This window comes from Enterobacter sp. E1, assembly GCF_016809815.1.
Lineage (GTDB): Bacteria > Pseudomonadota > Gammaproteobacteria > Enterobacterales > Enterobacteriaceae > Enterobacter > Enterobacter adelaidei.
On record NZ_JAFBJM010000001.1, the window covers coordinates 109,708 to 125,984 of the forward strand.

Sequence of the window (16,277 nt, forward strand, 5' to 3'; positions counted from 1 at the left end):
TTCTTTATTGCGAAAATTACACCGCCCTATCATCCCGTCATGACATCCAGAAAGGAAAACATCATGGCGATTTATCACTCCGTCACCGAACTCATTGGTCGTACCCCGCTTATCCAGCTGCATAAGCTTGATACCGGTCCCTGCTCGCTGTTCCTGAAGCTGGAAAACCAGAACCCGGGCGGTTCTATTAAGGATCGCGTTGCGCTGTCGATGATTAATGAAGCGGAGCGTACCGGGCAGCTGCAGCCGGGCGGTACGATCATTGAGGCGACGGCGGGAAATACCGGTCTCGGCCTGGCCCTGATCGCCGCTCAGAAAGGCTACTCGCTGATCCTGGTGGTACCGGACAAAATGAGCCGCGAGAAAATTTTCCACCTGCGCGCGCTGGGTGCCCAGGTGGTACTGACCCGCTCCGACGTTAATAAGGGCCATCCCGCCTATTACCAGGATTACGCCCAGCGCCTGGCCAACGAGCTGCCCGGCGCGTTTTACATCGACCAGTTCAATAACGAAGCCAATCCGCTGGCACACCGCACCACCACAGCCCCGGAACTGTATGAGCAGTTGGACGGCAAGATCGACGCTATCGTAGTGGGTGTGGGTTCAGGCGGGACGCTGGGCGGCCTGCAGGCGTGGTTCGCCGAGCACTCTCCGCACACGGAGTTTGTGCTGGCAGACCCGGCAGGATCCGTTCTGGCAGACCAGGTAGAAACCGGGAAATATCACGATGCCGGCTCCTGGCTGGTTGAGGGAATTGGCGAAGACTTTATTCCGCCGCTGGCCCACATCGAAGGCGTGAATCGCGCCTGGCGCATCACCGACCGGGAAGCCTTCACCACCGCGCGCGAGCTGCTGAAAACGGAAGGTATTCTGGCAGGCTCCTCCAGCGGCACGCTGCTGGCGGCGGCGCTGAAGTATTGCCAGGCGCAAACCACGCCAAAACGCGTGGTGACCTTCGCCTGCGACAGCGGCAATAAGTACCTCTCGAAGATGTTCAACGATGACTGGATGCGTCAGCAAGGCCTGATCACGCGCCCGCAGGCAGGCGATCTCTCCGACTATATCGCCCTGCGCCACGATGAAGGGGCTACCGTCACCGCCGCCCCGGACGACACGCTTTCCACCGTCCTGGCACGCATGCGTCTGTATGACATCTCCCAGTTGCCGGTACTGGAGAACGGCAAGGTCGTCGGCATTATCGACGAGTGGGATCTCCTGCGGAATATCGACGGCGATGGCGATCGCTTCGCACTTCCCGTAACTGAGGCCATGACCCGTCAGGTGGAGTTCCTCGATAAACGCGCCCCGGAAAGCGACCTGAATACCATTTTCGACCGCGGTCTGGTGGCCGTGATCAATGACAACGACCGTTTTCTGGGTCTGATTACGCGCAGCGACGTTCTGACCGCCTGGCGCAACCGTCTTCAGCAATAAAGGAATAGATGATGAAAAACCTGGCTACCTTGAGCGTCCACAGCGGCGAGTTCAACGATCAGCACGGCGCGGTGATGCCGCCGATTTATGCCACCTCAACGTTTGCGCAACCGTCCCCCGGAGAACATACCGGCTATGAATATTCCCGGAGCGGCAACCCGACTCGCCACGCGCTGGAGACCGCCATCGCCGAACTGGAGGGCGGCACGCGCGGCTACGCGTTTGCCTCCGGTCTGGCGGCCATCTCCACGGTGCTCGAACTGCTGGATAAAGACAGCCATATTGTCGCCATCGATGACGTTTACGGTGGGACGTATCGCCTGATCGAGAACGTGCGCAAGCACAGCACCGGCCTGCAGGTCAGCTGGGTTAAACCGGACGACTTAGCCGGGCTGGAGGCCGCCATTCGCCCGGATACGCGTATGGTCTGGGTCGAAACGCCCACCAACCCACTGCTTAAGCTGGCGGACCTGGCGGCCATTGCAGCTATCGCCCGTCGTCATAACGTCATCAGCGTGGCGGATAACACCTTCGCGTCGCCGGTGATCCACCGTCCGCTGGAATCGGGTTTCGATATCGTGGTGCACTCCGCGACCAAATACCTTAACGGCCACTCTGACGTCGTCGCCGGACTGGCGGTGGTAGGAGATAACCAGGCGCTGGCGGACAAACTTGGCTACCTGCAAAACGCGGTCGGTGGCGTACTGGATCCGTTCAGCAGCTTCCTGACGCTGCGCGGTATTCGCACGCTGGCTTTGAGGGTAGAAAAGCACAGCACCAACGCGCTGGCGATTGCGCAATGGCTGGAGCAACATCCGCAGGTTGAAAAAGTGTTCTATCCAGGACTGGAATCGCACCCACAATATTCGCTTGCCCGAACGCAGATGGCATTGCCCGGCGGAATGATTTCTGTTGTCGTAAAAGGCGATGCGCAACGTGCAGCAGAAGTGATTCGCAACCTGAAGTTGTTCACCCTTGCGGAAAGCCTGGGCGGCGTTGAGAGCCTTGTGAGCCAGCCTTACAGCATGACGCACGCCTCGATTCCGCTGGAGCAACGCCTGGCAAACGGCATTGTGCCGCAGCTGATCCGCCTGTCAGTGGGAATTGAAGATCCAAAAGACCTGATTGCCGACCTCAGTCAGGCGCTGAAAAAATAAGCAAAATGCGGCAGGTTAATCCCCTGCCGCCATAAGTTGTCATTATGGCTTAACGCCTTGATAACAATATTATGTGAAACTTCACAGATTATTTCTGAAACACCGTTTCCATTTTCCTTTTAGCTAAAAATCAGCGTATAATGCGCGCCTAATCCCTGGTGAATGGTTTCAGCGCTTGGAATACAAAAAACAACGTACAACTTCTCCTCTCCTTCGTTGGGCTGTCACTCAGGCACACTTTCTTCTGCACGCTCATTTGATGTCTCCTATCCTTAGTGCGTGTCATATACTCTTTTGCAACACAGGTTTGACTCCGCGGCGGTGCGCCCCAGGAGCGAGATTTCCATATCCTTCCCAACTTAAAGACTAAGACTGTCATGAAAAAGACGAAAATTGTTTGTACTATCGGCCCGAAAACCGAATCTGAAGAGATGCTGAGCAAAATGCTGGATGCCGGCATGAACGTGATGCGTCTGAACTTCTCCCATGGTGACTACGCAGAACACGGTCAGCGTATCCAGAATTTGCGCAACGTGATGAGCAAGACCGGTAAAAAAGCCGCGATCCTGCTGGATACCAAAGGTCCTGAAATCCGCACCATCAAACTGGAAGGCGGTAACGACGTCTCTCTGAAAGCGGGCCAGACTTTCACCTTCACTACTGACAAATCCGTTGTCGGCAACAGCGAAATCGTTGCTGTGACCTATGAAGGCTTCACCAGCGACCTGTCCGTCGGTAACACCGTACTGGTAGACGATGGTCTGATCGGTATGGAAGTCACCGCTATCGAAGGTAACAAAGTTATCTGTAAAGTGCTGAACAACGGCGACCTGGGTGAAAACAAAGGCGTTAACCTGCCGGGCGTTTCCATCGCGCTGCCAGCACTGGCTGAAAAAGACAAACAAGACCTGATCTTCGGTTGCGAGCAAGGCGTTGACTTCGTTGCAGCCTCTTTCATCCGCAAACGTTCCGACGTGGTTGAGATCCGTGAGCACCTGAAAGCGCACGGCGGCGAGAAGATCCAGATCATCTCCAAAATTGAAAACCAGGAAGGCCTGAACAACTTCGACGAAATCCTCGAAGCCTCTGACGGCATCATGGTTGCACGTGGCGACCTGGGCGTTGAAATCCCGGTTGAAGAAGTGATCTTCGCGCAGAAGATGATGATCGAGAAATGTGTTCGCGCGCGTAAAGTGGTTATCACTGCAACGCAGATGCTGGACTCCATGATCAAAAACCCACGCCCAACCCGCGCAGAAGCAGGCGACGTGGCAAACGCCATCCTCGACGGTACTGATGCAGTTATGCTGTCTGGCGAATCCGCGAAGGGTAAATATCCGCTGGAAGCAGTGACCATCATGGCCACCATCTGCGAACGCACCGACCGTGTGATGAAAAGCCGTCTGGATTACAACAACGACAGCCGTAAACTGCGCATCACTGAAGCGGTGTGCCGTGGTGCAGTTGAAACTGCAGAGAAACTGGAAGCGCCACTGATCGTGGTTGCCACCCAGGGCGGTAAATCTGCTCGCGCTGTGCGTAAATACTTCCCGGATGCGACCATCCTGGCACTGACCACCAATGAAACCACTGCTCGTCAGCTGGTACTGAGCAAAGGCGTTGTGCCTCACCTGGTGAAAGAAATTGCCTCTACCGATGATTTCTATCGCCTGGGTAAAGAAGTGGCTCTGGAGCTGGTTGATCGTGGCCTGGCTCAGAAAGGTGACGTTGTGGTTATGGTTTCTGGTGCACTGGTACCAAGCGGAACTACCAATACAGCATCTGTTCACGTGCTGTAATAATTCCCGAACGAATTAATTTTGGTAAAAAGCGCCCCTCGGGGCGCTTTTTTTATTCCTGGCATTAGCCAAAGTCATTCAAAATGCAAATCGGGTTTTTCTATTTAATTGCGAATTATCTAAGATGAATCCGATGATAAATGCCTTTTTTTACATAGATTTTTGCCCGAAAAGGGCTGATTCGATGCTTCTTTGAGCGAACGATCAAAAATAGGGGTATTCCCATCAAAAAAATATTCTCAACCCAAAAAACTTTGTGTAATACTTGTAACGCTACATGGAGATTAACTCAATCTAGAGGGTATTAATAATGAATCGTACTAAACTGGTACTGGGCGCGGTAATCCTGGGTTCTACTCTGCTGGCTGGTTGCTCCAGCAACGCTAAAATCGATCAGCTGTCTTCTGACGTTCAGACTCTGAACGCTAAAGTTGACCAGCTGAGCAACGACGTGAACGCAATGCGTTCCGACGTTCAGGCTGCTAAAGACGACGCAGCTCGCGCTAACCAGCGTCTGGACAACCAGGCTACTAAATACCGTAAGTAATAGTACCTGTTAATAAAATGGCGCACATTGTGCGCCATTTTTTTTGCCTGCATCAAACTGCTACTGCGTCACCTTCTCCCCTTCATCTTCCGCTACGGCAGCAGACGCCTGACTGTTCTGCACCGACAACACGTTATTACTGGCTGATGGCGCGCTACCCGACGATACAACAACCGGGATCCCGGCACGGCGTGACAGGGCCTTATTGATAAGCGTTTTATCACTTCCCACCTGAGAAACAAATGTCGCAAAGTCTGCGGAGTGCGTGATTGGCGAAACCTGCGGGTTTTCCCCCTCAACCTGCGCCAGCGGACGGTGGACTTCAATATAGCGTTTACCATCCGGTTCGACGGAAAACTTCACGGGCTCATTGATAATCTGTACCCGCGTGCCAACCCGTACCTGTTCAAACAGAGCTTTAATATCCGGGGCGTTCATCCGCATACAGCCAGAGCTGACCCTCAGGCCGACGCTGTCCGGCGCACTGGTGCCGTGGATCAGGTATTCCCCATTACCCACGCCTAAACGCAGTGCAAAGCGTCCTAGCGGGTTATTCGGCCCGGCGGGTACAACCGGAGGTAATTTAATCCCCTGCTCCAGAGAGCGTGCTCTGATGCCCGGTGTTGGTGTCCAGGTAGGATTAGGGATTTTCTGGCTCACCCGCGTGGTCGTGACGGGTGTTTCCAGCCCCAGTTGTCCAATGCCGAGCGGGAAAACCTGAACAATGTTTTCTCCCGGCGGGAAGTAGTAGAGCCGAAGCTCAGCGAGATTCACCACAATCCCCTCGCGGGGCGTATCCGGCAACAGCATTTGCGACGGAATGGTAATAACGGTTCCCGGGGCAGGGTTTATCGGCGCAATAGAATTGTTGGTTTCCAGGATCACCTGGGCTGCAGTATTAAACCGGCGGGCAATGGTCTGCAGCTTATTATCCCCTTCCTGTATCGTGTAGGTTTGATTTTGCCCAATCAGACGACTGCCTGCGGGCGGCAATGGGTAGTCCATCGCGCGGGCCGAATTAAGAGCACCGAGCGAACCAAGGAGTAATAGAGTTATGAGAGACGCGCGCTTCATGCTGAGATTCCTTATTCACTGACAGAACGTCAGAAAGCTGAAAAACCAGCGAGGCGGGAACCACCTCGCGAAACAGAATGAATGCTGTTTTATAAGTCTAGCTAAGGATTGCAGCTTTAGCGCGTATGGCGCGAATCATCGCTTCGAGTCCCTGGGAACGGGAGGGGGTGAGGTGTTGAGTCAGAGCCATTTTTTCAAACCACGGGCGGACATCAAACGCAACAATGTCCTGCGCCGACATCTGGTGATAAAGAATAAACACCACGGCGATAAGCCCTTTTACAATCGCTGCATCGCTGTCGCCGTGCAACTGGATTGTGCCGTCGTGAGTTTGCTCCATCACAATCCACACCTGGCTCTGGCAGCCCTGAATGGTATTCTCCGGGTTATGCGCCTCTTCACTGAGCGGAGGTAAACGCTGTCCCAGCTCAATAATATAGAGATACTTCTCTTCCCAGTTCGCGCAACGCCCGAAGTTACGCAGCAATTTATCTTTATCCGGCAACTCTGCCATATTTTGCCTCTCCGTTAGCCCAGCAGCTGGTGAATACGTTTTAGCCCCGCCACCAGTCTGTCGACCTCTTCCATTGTGTTGTACATCACCAGCGACGCGCGACACATTGCCGGCACCTGGTAAAACGCCATCAGCGGCATGGCGCAGTGGTGTCCGGTACGGACCGCCACGCCGTAGTTATCGAGGAAACTACCCACGTCATAAGCATGGTGTTTCCCGAGATTAAACGCGATCACCCCTTGCCGGTCGGCAGGTCCATAGAGGGTCAGATCCGGCACGCTGGCAAGCTCCGCAAGCGCATAGTGCATCAGCAGCTGTTCGTACTCCTGAATACTATCAAGGCCGATCGCGGAGACATAAGAGACCGCCGCCCCCAGCCCGATAATCCCGCCTGTGTTAGGTGTCCCCGCCTCAAAACGCCACGGCGCACGGGCGTAGGTAGTCCCTTCCGACAGGCTGACGGTGGCAATCATCGACCCGCCGCCTTCCCACGGCGGCATCGCCTGCAGGATGTCCTCTTTCACATACAACACGCCAATCCCCGTTGGGCCATACAGCTTATGCCCGGAGAAGACGTAGAAATCACAGTCCAGCGCCTGAACATCAACCGCGTGGTGCATTACCGCCTGGGCACCGTCAATCAGCACCTTCGCGCCGGCCTGATGGGCTTTCCCGACAATCTCTGCGACCGGGTTTTCCGTCCCCAGTACGTTGGAGACCTGAGTGACCGCCACCAGCCGGGTTTTATCGTCGAGTAATGCGTCAAGCTGCTCGAGCTGCAGCGTCCCGTCTTCATTCAACGGAATGACCCGCAATTGCGCCCCCACACGCTCACAGAGCATCTGCCACGGCACAATATTGGCGTGGTGCTCCATCTGGGTGATGATGATGTTGTCACCTGCGTGGACCTGCGCGTTGCCCCAGCTGTTGGCGACAAGGTTGATCCCCTCCGTGGTACCCCGCACAAACACCAGCTCTTCCGGTGACCGTGCATTGAGAAAGGCGGCTATTTGCGTACGCACATTCTCCATGCGTTGAGTCGCTTCAGCACTCAGCGTGTGGATCCCCCGATGCACGGCGGCGTAGCCATGACGGTAGAACTCGGCTTCCGCATCCACCACCTGATTCGGCTTCTGTGCGCTGGCCGCACTGTCCAGGTAGGCCAGAGGAAGACCGTTCACTTCACGGGTCAGAACCGGAAAATCTGCCCGCACTTTCTCTACGGGAAAACTCATACTTCGCCTCCAGGCAGACGCTGACCAATACGGGCCAGCACCTGCTGTTTTAACAGGCCATCGTGCAACGCTTCCGTCAGTTCGGCGGCAAACGCATAGATAATCATTTTCTGCGCCGCCTGCTGGTCGATACCGCGGGAACGCAGGTAGAACATCTGCTCATCATCAATCCGCCCGACCGTCGCACCATGGCTGCATTTCACGTCGTCGGCGTAGATCTCCAGTTGCGGTTTGGTATCCACTTCTGCCAGTCGTCCCAGCAGCAGATTGTTATTGGTCATCTGCCCGTCAGTTTTAATCGCGTGTTGCGCCACGTTAATCAGGCCATTAAACACCGCACGCCCTTTGTCGCTGACAATGGTTTTGTGCAACTGACGGCTGTTGCAGTAGCCCTTGTTGTGTTCAAGCCAGGTGCGCGTGTCGCACACTTCCGCTTTGACCGGCATCGCCAGGCTGTTGATGCGCAGCGTGGTGTTTTCACCGTTAAGCTGCGTGCTGGTGTTATGGCGCAGCACGGCGCCACCGAGTAGAAAACTGTGGCTGTAGGCTGCGGCATCCTGACCGAGCAAAATATCGTTATGGGCGAAGTGGTGACTCTGCGCATTCTCAAACGCCAGCTTGATATGGTGAAGATGGGCATTGGCGGCAACGTTCATCGTCAGACGCGATCCGGTAAAGTGTCGGATATCGTTGAGACTGACGTAATGCTCAATCACCGTGGCTTCCGCCCCCTCAGCCAGTTCAAGATGATGGCGGTAGTGAGCCGTGTTGATCTCGTCGCCGTCCAGCCCCTGGGTGATATGCATCAGCAACAGCGGTTTGGCCGGGCGCTGGTTACGCTTCACATGAATATGCGTCACCGACTGCGCCAGACTTTCAGTGAGATGCAGAAACACTTCCGGCTGAACTGCTGTCGTCAGGCTCTGACGATCGTCGTTAATCGCGATGCCGAACCCGCTCTCCTGCGTGTCATCACTCAGTTCCGGGCGGAACTGACCATCGACAAACACCAGACGCACGGCATCCACACTCAGTGCCAACGCATCGCGCTGCACTGGGGTGATATCCGCCAGACGGGTGACAAACTCGCCGTTCATCAGGCCATCAAGCGGGGTGTATTTCCAGTTCTCATGCTTTCGCGAAGGCAGGCCGAGACGCAGCATCTGCTGTAAATGCTGCTGCGCCTGCTCAGAGCGTGTCTCACCCTGGGCTTCAAACAGTCGGTGCCACTGCTGGAGCGCATTACTGCTGTTCGGTAAGCCAGCCATAACCCTGCTCCTCCAGTTGTTTAACCAGCGTAAAATCACCCGATTTCACAATGCGCCCCTGGTAAAGCACGTGGACGTAGTCCGGCTTGATGTAGTCGAGAATACGCTGATAGTGGGTGACGATAATGAACGAACGCTTACCATCGCGAAGGGAATTAACGCCGTCAGCGACAATCTTCAGGGCGTCAATATCCAGCCCGGAGTCGGTCTCATCCAGAATGCACAGCGCGGGTTCCAGAACCGCCATCTGCAGGATGTCGTTGCGTTTTTTTTCACCCCCAGAGAAACCAACGTTAACCGAGCGGGTGAGCAGATCCTCCGGCATTTTCAGCAGTTTGATCTTCTCTTCCATCAAATCCTGGAAATCGAAGCGGTCCAGCGCCTCCAGGCCGCGATACTTGCGCACCGCATTCAGCGCCGTTTGCAGGAAGAACTGGTTACTGACGCCAGGGATTTCTACCGGGTACTGGAAGGCCATAAAGATGCCCTCTCCCGCACGATCTTCCGGGGACATTTCCAGCAGATCTTTGCCGTTAAATTCGACCGAGCCGTGGGTCACTTCGTAATCTTCACGGCCTGCCAGCGTCGCTGAAAGCGTACTTTTCCCGGAACCATTCGGCCCCATGATGGCGTGAACTTCACCCGGTTTGACATCAAAATTAAGGCCACGCAGGATCGCTTTGTCTTCCACGCTAACCTGTAAATCTTTAATACGTAACATGTGCTTTCCTTAACCGACGCTGTGTTCAAGACTAATGGCGAGGAGTTTCTGGGCTTCAACGGCAAATTCCAGCGGCAGTTCAGAGAACACGTCCTTACAGAAGCCGTTCACAATCATCGAAATAGCATCTTCTTCGCTGATCCCGCGTTGCAGGCAGTAGAAGAGCTGATCTTCCCCAATACGCGACGTCGTCGCCTCGTGCTCAAGCTGGGCGGTATTGTTACGACACTCAACGTACGGGAAGGTATGCGCCCCGCAGTCCGCGCCAATCAACATCGAGTCGCACTGGGTAAAGTTGCGCGCATTGGTGGCCGTCGGCATGATTTTCACCAGACCACGATAGCTGTTCTGGCTGTGTCCGGCGGAGATGCCTTTCGAGATGATGGTCGACCGGGTATTTTTCCCGATGTGGATCATCTTGGTCCCGGTATCTGCCTGCTGATGGCCACTGGTCAGCGCCACCGAATAGAACTCACCGATGGAGTTATCCCCACGCAGAATGCAGCTCGGGTATTTCCAGGTGATAGCCGAGCCCGTTTCTGACTGGGTCCACGACATCTTGCTGTTTTCACCTTCGCACAGCGCACGTTTGGTCACGAAGTTCAGGATGCCACCGGTATTGCCGTCACCCGGGAACCAGTTTTGCACCGTCGAGTATTTCACCTCGGCATCTTTATGGATGATGACCTCCACCACCGCCGCGTGCAGTTGGTAGCTGTCACGCACCGGGGCGGAACACCCTTCGATGTAACTGACATAGCTGCCCTCATCGGCCACCAAAATGGTCCGTTCAAACTGACCGGTTTTTTCGGCGTTGATGCGGAAATACGTCGAGAGTTCCATCGGACAGCGCACGCCTTTCGGCACATAGATAAAGGTACCGTCAGAGGCCACCGCCGCGTTGAGCGCCGCAAAGAAGTTGTCGTTAGAGGGCACCACGGTCCCAATGTACTTTTTCACCAGTTCCGGGTGCTCGTGAATGGCTTCACCGAAGGAGCAGAAAATGATCCCCTGCTCTGCCAGCTTTTCACGGTAGGTGGTTGCCACTGAGACGGAGTCAAAAATGGCGTCTACCGCCACCTCTTTGCCCTCACGTACGGGCACGCCCAGCTGGTTGAAGGCTTCTTCCACCTCTTTGCTGAGGAAGCTGTTTTCAGCGCCAGTCTGCTGTACTGCGCCAGGCTGAGAGGCACAGGTATCGTCGCAACTGCCGCAGGATGGCGCTGAGTAGTAGCTGTAGTCCTGATAATTCAGCTTGTCATAATGCGCTTTCAGCCAGTGCGGCTCTTCCATCTCCAGCCACGCGCGGTAAGCGCTCAGGCGAAACTCCAGCATCCACTCTGGCTCATTACGTTTCGCCGAGATCGCCCGCACGACATCTTCGTTAATGCCTTTCGCCAGCTCGTCGGTCTGCAGCTGGGTGAAGAACCCCTCTTTATAGTTGAGGTGCCCCCCGCTCCAGGTATTTACTTCACTCGTTGCTTCAGTATTACGAGACATAGTTCCGCCTATACCCCAAAGCTTTCGCCACAGCCGCATTCGTTCTGGGCTTTCGGGTTGTGAAATTTGAACAACTGGTTTAAACCTTCCCGTACGTAGTCCACTTCTGTACCGTCGATAAAGGGCATGGCCTGCAGCGCGACGTACAATTTTGCGCCGTCGGTCTCGAAGACCAGATCATCTTTCTCGGGTTCGGTGACGGTATCAAGCACGTAGCCGAAGCCTGCGCATCCCGTCTGTTTGACTCCAAGGCGCACGCCGAGGATCTCGGGCTTTTTCGCCACCAGCTCGTGAATATGTGCCGCCGCCGCTGGCGTGAGCGTTAAACCGCGCCAGGTAAAATCGGCAGGATTGAAGGTTTCTGAATGCAGTTCCATAGGTCCACCTCATCTGATTAGCCATCAGGGCATAACACCATGTTAGTGATAACGATTATCACTTCAACCCTCTGGCAGCAGGGGCATTCGGCTAAACCGCCCTTTTTGGCTACTTTTATTAAGCATAGACCCTGTTGCGACAGGCCGGAGGGATGGATTTAATTGTTCAATGCATTGATAAATAATGCATTATTCATCCAAAAACACGAAGGAAGAGGAAAAAATAAAATATGCATCGGAAATGCCTATTTTTAAGATAGATTTTTGTCTTGCAGTGAACAACGGGCAGGCAGCATATGTAAGCACCACCCTGGAGATGGCGCTTATTCAATCATACCGAATGGCCTGGCCTGGAAGATTTACACTATATATCGGCAAAATAAAACGTGTTTACACTTCACTATATGCGGGAGGTGCAGAATCAAACAATAAACCCAGTGTATCATAGGCAGGGGGTAAATTTAGATTTTCAACGGCAATGCGCGGACCTTGTCGGCGTGGTCTAAAGAGTTGAGAGGCCTCGGCATAATCTGGTAGGGCATGCAGAAAACGGCTTCGCACCGAACGTTCAAAATGATTGATAAAGGTTTTATGCACAGTGGAATCAAGATAATATTTAGCCACCGTCTGGCTTGGTCTCCTAAATATAACACCCGAACTTCCCCCCCCAACTTAAGCGATATGCTCCTCTTTTCGTAAGCTTAATTCTAGCTGTAAACCCACCTTCCTTGTTGAGCACAAGTTTTATTGTGCCTTTCAATTTACGGCTATCACTATTATAGAACGCGCTAAATTTGTTATTACTTTGCCAGCCATCTACTAAAATATCTTGTTGGCGCAAAAAATCTTCGAAAAATCCCTTTTGCGCGTTTAAGGCATCTCCTGGAGTAAATGAAGAACCGTCTGTGGCAACTGCTGAAACAACATTTCTACCAACCTCCAAATCCATCATCCCTTCGACTCTGTTCATTGCCTGTCCGGCAACTTCCATTTCTTCAGAGGCTCTGCGAACATTACGCCCAACAAAACCTGCAAAGATGAAAATAAAATCCAGCAATGGACCATGCCCGGATGCATCAGTGTTATTAATGCTATCACCACTGCAATAGGCAAAACCGTTCCCCCCCCCGGCGTCAAATGGGCTCATGTTATCCTGGCCAGTAAAACGTTTCAGAATGGGGTTAAAACCACGGTAACCATTTCCCAGAAGATAACTATTGCTTACATCAGAACGCCGCTGGCCTGAATAAAAAATGCTATTTTTCCTCATCCTATATAACCTCATAATTTAATTTATACTCAACCTTAGGAAAAATACTTTGAAAAATACAAACTATCCCCCAAGGATTCCGCCCTGAGAAAAAGCAATCAAAAATACTTACGGTACTGAAGATAAATCCGTGATAGCTAATCGCAGGCTAATGACATTATTTTCCGAAAAAAAGTAGAGTATTGTGCTTAATGAACATCAATTATTCTATTTTTTGTACGCTATTGTATTATGGCATTCGAAATCGACGAACCGACGCCGCTGGATTGACGAAACAGGTCAGGTGATGACGAAATCTAAAGCAAAAAGGCCCTTCCGGACCCCTTAGTTTAAATATGAAACGACACAGAGAACCCTTGTTCACGCCAGTGATCGAGCTGTTCCTGCTGGCGAGGCGTTGGGGATTTCCCCGTCCAGACGAAGATTTTTTGCCCCGGGAAAAGTTCCGGACGCGGTGAGTCAATAGGTTCCGCCAGCACATCAATATGCCAGCCTTTCTGCGATAAGCGTGCGGCCTCAAGCCACAGATGAGTACGGTCCTCGCATTCCCAGCCAATAAGCAGCGCGTCTTTACCCGCTTTCTTGCGCGACTCCGCCAGGCTTGCAATCGCGAATTCAATCAGGACGCCGTCAAGCAGGCTTGCCATGTGACGCACGGTGTTCTGGTCCTGATTCATTCGCTGGCGGACGGGAGAGATGATGTTATCAATCAGTGCATCCAGCGCGTGATCGCGGCGGAACTCACCAATTTTGGCGCGTAGCTTTGCCGGGCTGGCATAACGCAGAACGGTCATCATCTCTTCCTGAAATGAAACCCAGTTACCCTGAGTCAGTACGTCCTTGTTTTCCAGTAAGGCTTTGACTTTTCCGACCGAGACGCCGCTTTTCATCAGGCGCTTGATCTCTTCAATACGCAGGATATCTTCATCGTCAAACTGACGATGACCCCCTTCGCTACGCTGCGGCTTCAACAATCCATAACGGCGCTGCCAGGCACGCAGCGTAACGGGGTTGATACCGCATCGTTCGGCCACTTCGCCGATACTGTAATAGGCCATTAACTCCCTCACGCACAGTACTTCCATACCCAACTACACCAACCTTATCAGATTGTACAAACCATTTGTATAACTAAGACCTCGTTTTAAGCAGGTGATTGCGTTACAAGCCATTTACCTGTTCATACATTGTTGTATAAATTTTACCGTTCGTACAGTCACGTCAGTCGAACTGTGTACAGCTTTTTCAGAACTCGGACTTTTTCTCTGGCCACGCAATAGCCGGAATTCCGCCATGCCGAGGGCTGGCAAAAAGGTGTCCCTGAAACTGAGAAATTCCCGCAGACTCCAGCCACATCCACTCTTCCGCCTTCTCCACGCCGACCGCACAGAACTGAATTTCAAGGGAGGTACAGCACTTGATGATCGCCTGAATGATGGCCTGTCTGGGGCCGCTTTTGTGCACGTTTGCGACCAGGTCGCGATTAATTTTAATTCTGTCCGGCTGGAACTGTGCCAGTAACTGTAGCCCGGCAAAACCGGCACCAAAGTGATCGATCGTCACACTGATACCCGCACTTTTTAACTGCCTGACCGAATGGGTAAATTCATCGAAACGGGAAATGGCTTCGCTCTCCGTAAACTCCACCACAATTTGCTCGGGCACAAAGCCATTTGCATCAATCGTGGTGAGCAGGAAGTCCACGGCGTTTGGGACATTCACCAGCGTCATAGGTAGCAGGTTGAGGGATAATGTCTGGTCCTGTAGCCCCAGCGCGCTGGCCATTGAGAGCGCAACCTGCTTGCTGTGCAAATCAGATGCGTACACGTCATCACGTGGGCGGTTGGCGAAGTACACACCTGGTGAATCCCCGGACGGTGTGCGGAGAAGCGCCTCCCAGGAGACGACCTGCTGCATGAACGGATCGACGATGGGTTGAAACGCAAAACTGCAGTCCGCTCCTTTTGCCACCACCTCAGGTTGCGCGGATAGCGGTGTTTCTTCGGGGATAAAATCCCATGAATCCGCCGGAGGCAATTCAAAATAGTTGGCTTTCTCAGTGGCCTCGACAAAGGTGCGGAAAAACTGCAAAGGACGGTCATTGTATGTCAACTGATAACGTGTGGTGCCTTTGTTAAGCACCTGCTGAAGTACCTCTTCCCTGTCGAACTGGCGCAAATCAAACAGCTCCATACCCACGTTGCCAAAACGCCGGGTAGGCCCGTGATCGCGCATCAACTCCACCACGTTATGGTGGCGTGCGTCCTTACAGATCTGCTCATAGATTGACGAAACGTGTTCGACTGGCCCTTCGAGCAATTGAAAAAAATGAGTGCCGTTAAACAGCAAGATCCCCGTGACATTGGATTGCCGGTTTTTACTATTTGCAGCAGCGACCATTTTTTCCAGTGCTTTCACTGGAACGTCCTCGCAGATATGACTGCGGTAAATGATGGTTGTAAGCATGCTATTCCTGGGGGGGTTAAGGTTCTGACCACAAAAACATGTGGATACGGATCTTTTATAGCACATTAATTGCCTGACAAATAATTTACAACTCAATCATTTACGCCGTTTAATGATTCCTTTTTTTGCGCCGTACAACTTAAAAGTGCCGCTCTGATTTGTACAATATATCTTGTAGAGATACCGTTTCACGAAAATCAAATAACACATTGAAATAATAGAAATTAATTAAAAATATCACAAATAAATCCAAAATCTGTACATTTTTAATGTACAGATTTGCGAATTATGTATACCTTAAATGTAACGTTACTGATTACGAATTTTTACAGGAGTGAAACATGCAACAGAACGGTTATGTCGCAGATTCGGCAGCAGCGATTGCACAGTACTTCGAAAAAGCAGCACTTCCTACTCAGCAGGAAACATTGGGTCAGGTCGTGGTTGAGATTCTTAGCGACGGGCGAAACCTCAATCGCAAATCGCTCTGTACCAAACTGTTAAGCCGCCTCGAAAGGGCCGATGGCCCGGAAGAGGAACAACATTATCACATGCTGCTTGGTCTCCTCTTCGAGCGGTAATGCCATGAACAGCAGTGACGCAGATCGACTGATAGACCAGCTTATCGGTGAAGCCGTCCTTTCTCTTCTGAAAGAGCGGGGGCCAGTGACAACCGAAGGATTGCTACAGCGTCTGCGGGTCATGAAAAAACATGAAAAGGATCCCTGGCGGCGGGAGACACTTGCGGTGGTGATTGCCGAGATCGGCTCAAACAGCATCGCCTTTACACGTCGCAGAACCGCGCAAGGACGAACGAACAGAGAGGGATCTCTCAACGATAACAAAGACAATGTTGTGCCGTTATTTGGAAGTGGAAAACCGTCCAACCCCAAAAAAATACATTGACTGTCATTT

The 16,277-nt window shown here is 52.7% G+C and carries 16 protein-coding genes; 6 read left to right on the forward strand and 10 right to left on the reverse strand.

Annotated features, from left to right (window positions below; all coding sequences use genetic code 11):
- Positions 1 to 63 precede the first annotated feature (63 nt).
- The 4 genes from JGF26_RS00565 (at position 64) to lpp (ending at position 4,937) form a co-directional block, all read left to right on the forward strand.
- Entirely contained in the window at positions 64 to 1,434 is a 1,371-nt protein-coding gene (locus JGF26_RS00565; RefSeq protein ID WP_134707583.1) for a cystathionine beta-synthase, read from the forward strand.
- Positions 1,435 to 1,445: 11 nt separating this feature from the next.
- On the forward strand, positions 1,446 to 2,591 hold the full coding sequence (locus JGF26_RS00570; protein WP_129324557.1) for a PLP-dependent aspartate aminotransferase family protein: 1,146 nt from the start codon (positions 1,446 to 1,448) through the stop codon (positions 2,589 to 2,591).
- 377 nt (positions 2,592 to 2,968) lie between these two features.
- On the forward strand, positions 2,969 to 4,390 hold the full coding sequence (gene pykF, locus JGF26_RS00575; protein WP_028017267.1) for a pyruvate kinase PykF: 1,422 nt from the start codon (positions 2,969 to 2,971) through the stop codon (positions 4,388 to 4,390).
- A gap of 310 nt (positions 4,391 to 4,700) precedes the next feature.
- On the forward strand, positions 4,701 to 4,937 hold the full coding sequence (gene lpp / locus JGF26_RS00580; RefSeq protein ID WP_001082307.1) for a murein lipoprotein Lpp: 237 nt from the start codon (positions 4,701 to 4,703) through the stop codon (positions 4,935 to 4,937).
- A gap of 60 nt (positions 4,938 to 4,997) precedes the next feature.
- Here lpp and JGF26_RS00585 read toward each other — a convergent pair whose 3' ends face one another.
- The 10 genes from JGF26_RS00585 to JGF26_RS00630 form a co-directional block, all read right to left on the reverse strand.
- On the reverse strand, positions 4,998 to 6,011 hold the full coding sequence (locus JGF26_RS00585) for a L,D-transpeptidase family protein (RefSeq protein ID WP_134707582.1): 1,014 nt from the start codon (positions 6,009 to 6,011) through the stop codon (positions 4,998 to 5,000).
- Positions 6,012 to 6,108: 97 nt separating this feature from the next.
- A complete protein-coding gene (gene sufE / locus JGF26_RS00590; protein WP_028017265.1) occupies positions 6,109 to 6,525 on the reverse strand; it encodes a cysteine desulfuration protein SufE in 417 nt (138 codons plus the stop codon).
- Positions 6,526 to 6,539: 14 nt separating this feature from the next.
- Positions 6,540 to 7,760, reverse strand: coding sequence for a cysteine desulfurase SufS (gene sufS / locus JGF26_RS00595; RefSeq protein ID WP_028017264.1), 1,221 nt, complete (start codon positions 7,758 to 7,760; stop codon positions 6,540 to 6,542).
- The gene (gene sufD, locus JGF26_RS00600) at positions 7,757 to 9,028 is read right to left on the reverse strand and encodes a Fe-S cluster assembly protein SufD (RefSeq protein WP_028017263.1); all 1,272 of its coding nucleotides are present in this window, start codon (positions 9,026 to 9,028) and stop codon (positions 7,757 to 7,759) included. Before sufD ends, sufS begins: the two co-directional genes overlap by 4 nt.
- A complete protein-coding gene (gene sufC / locus JGF26_RS00605; RefSeq protein ID WP_028017262.1) occupies positions 9,003 to 9,749 on the reverse strand; it encodes a Fe-S cluster assembly ATPase SufC in 747 nt (248 codons plus the stop codon). The genes sufD and sufC overlap by 26 nt, the downstream gene beginning before the upstream one ends.
- A 9-nt stretch (positions 9,750 to 9,758) precedes the next feature.
- Positions 9,759 to 11,249 (reverse strand): Fe-S cluster assembly protein SufB, encoded by a 1,491-nt coding sequence (sufB, locus tag JGF26_RS00610; protein ID WP_028017261.1) that lies wholly within the window; start codon positions 11,247 to 11,249, stop codon positions 9,759 to 9,761.
- Between the two features lie 8 nt (positions 11,250 to 11,257).
- The gene (sufA, locus tag JGF26_RS00615; protein ID WP_028017260.1) at positions 11,258 to 11,626 is read right to left on the reverse strand and encodes a Fe-S cluster assembly scaffold SufA; all 369 of its coding nucleotides are present in this window, start codon (positions 11,624 to 11,626) and stop codon (positions 11,258 to 11,260) included.
- A 640-nt stretch (positions 11,627 to 12,266) separates the two neighbouring features.
- Positions 12,267 to 12,896 (reverse strand): RHS repeat-associated core domain-containing protein, encoded by a 630-nt coding sequence (locus tag JGF26_RS00620; protein ID WP_167587163.1) that lies wholly within the window; start codon positions 12,894 to 12,896, stop codon positions 12,267 to 12,269.
- A 329-nt stretch (positions 12,897 to 13,225) separates the two neighbouring features.
- Entirely contained in the window at positions 13,226 to 13,954 is a 729-nt protein-coding gene (locus tag JGF26_RS00625) for a MerR family transcriptional regulator (protein WP_128347977.1), read from the reverse strand.
- Between the two features lie 187 nt (positions 13,955 to 14,141).
- Positions 14,142 to 15,362, reverse strand: coding sequence for a diguanylate phosphodiesterase (locus JGF26_RS00630; RefSeq protein ID WP_129324540.1), 1,221 nt, complete (start codon positions 15,360 to 15,362; stop codon positions 14,142 to 14,144).
- 341 nt (positions 15,363 to 15,703) lie between these two features.
- Between JGF26_RS00630 and ycgZ the strand changes: the two genes are divergently transcribed.
- A complete protein-coding gene (ycgZ, locus tag JGF26_RS00635; RefSeq protein ID WP_028017257.1) occupies positions 15,704 to 15,943 on the forward strand; it encodes a regulatory protein YcgZ in 240 nt (79 codons plus the stop codon).
- 4 nt (positions 15,944 to 15,947) lie between these two features.
- Positions 15,948 to 16,268, forward strand: a complete 321-nt coding sequence (locus JGF26_RS00640; RefSeq protein ID WP_028017256.1) for a hypothetical protein — start codon at positions 15,948 to 15,950, stop codon at positions 16,266 to 16,268.
- Positions 16,269 to 16,277: the final 9 nt, after the last annotated feature.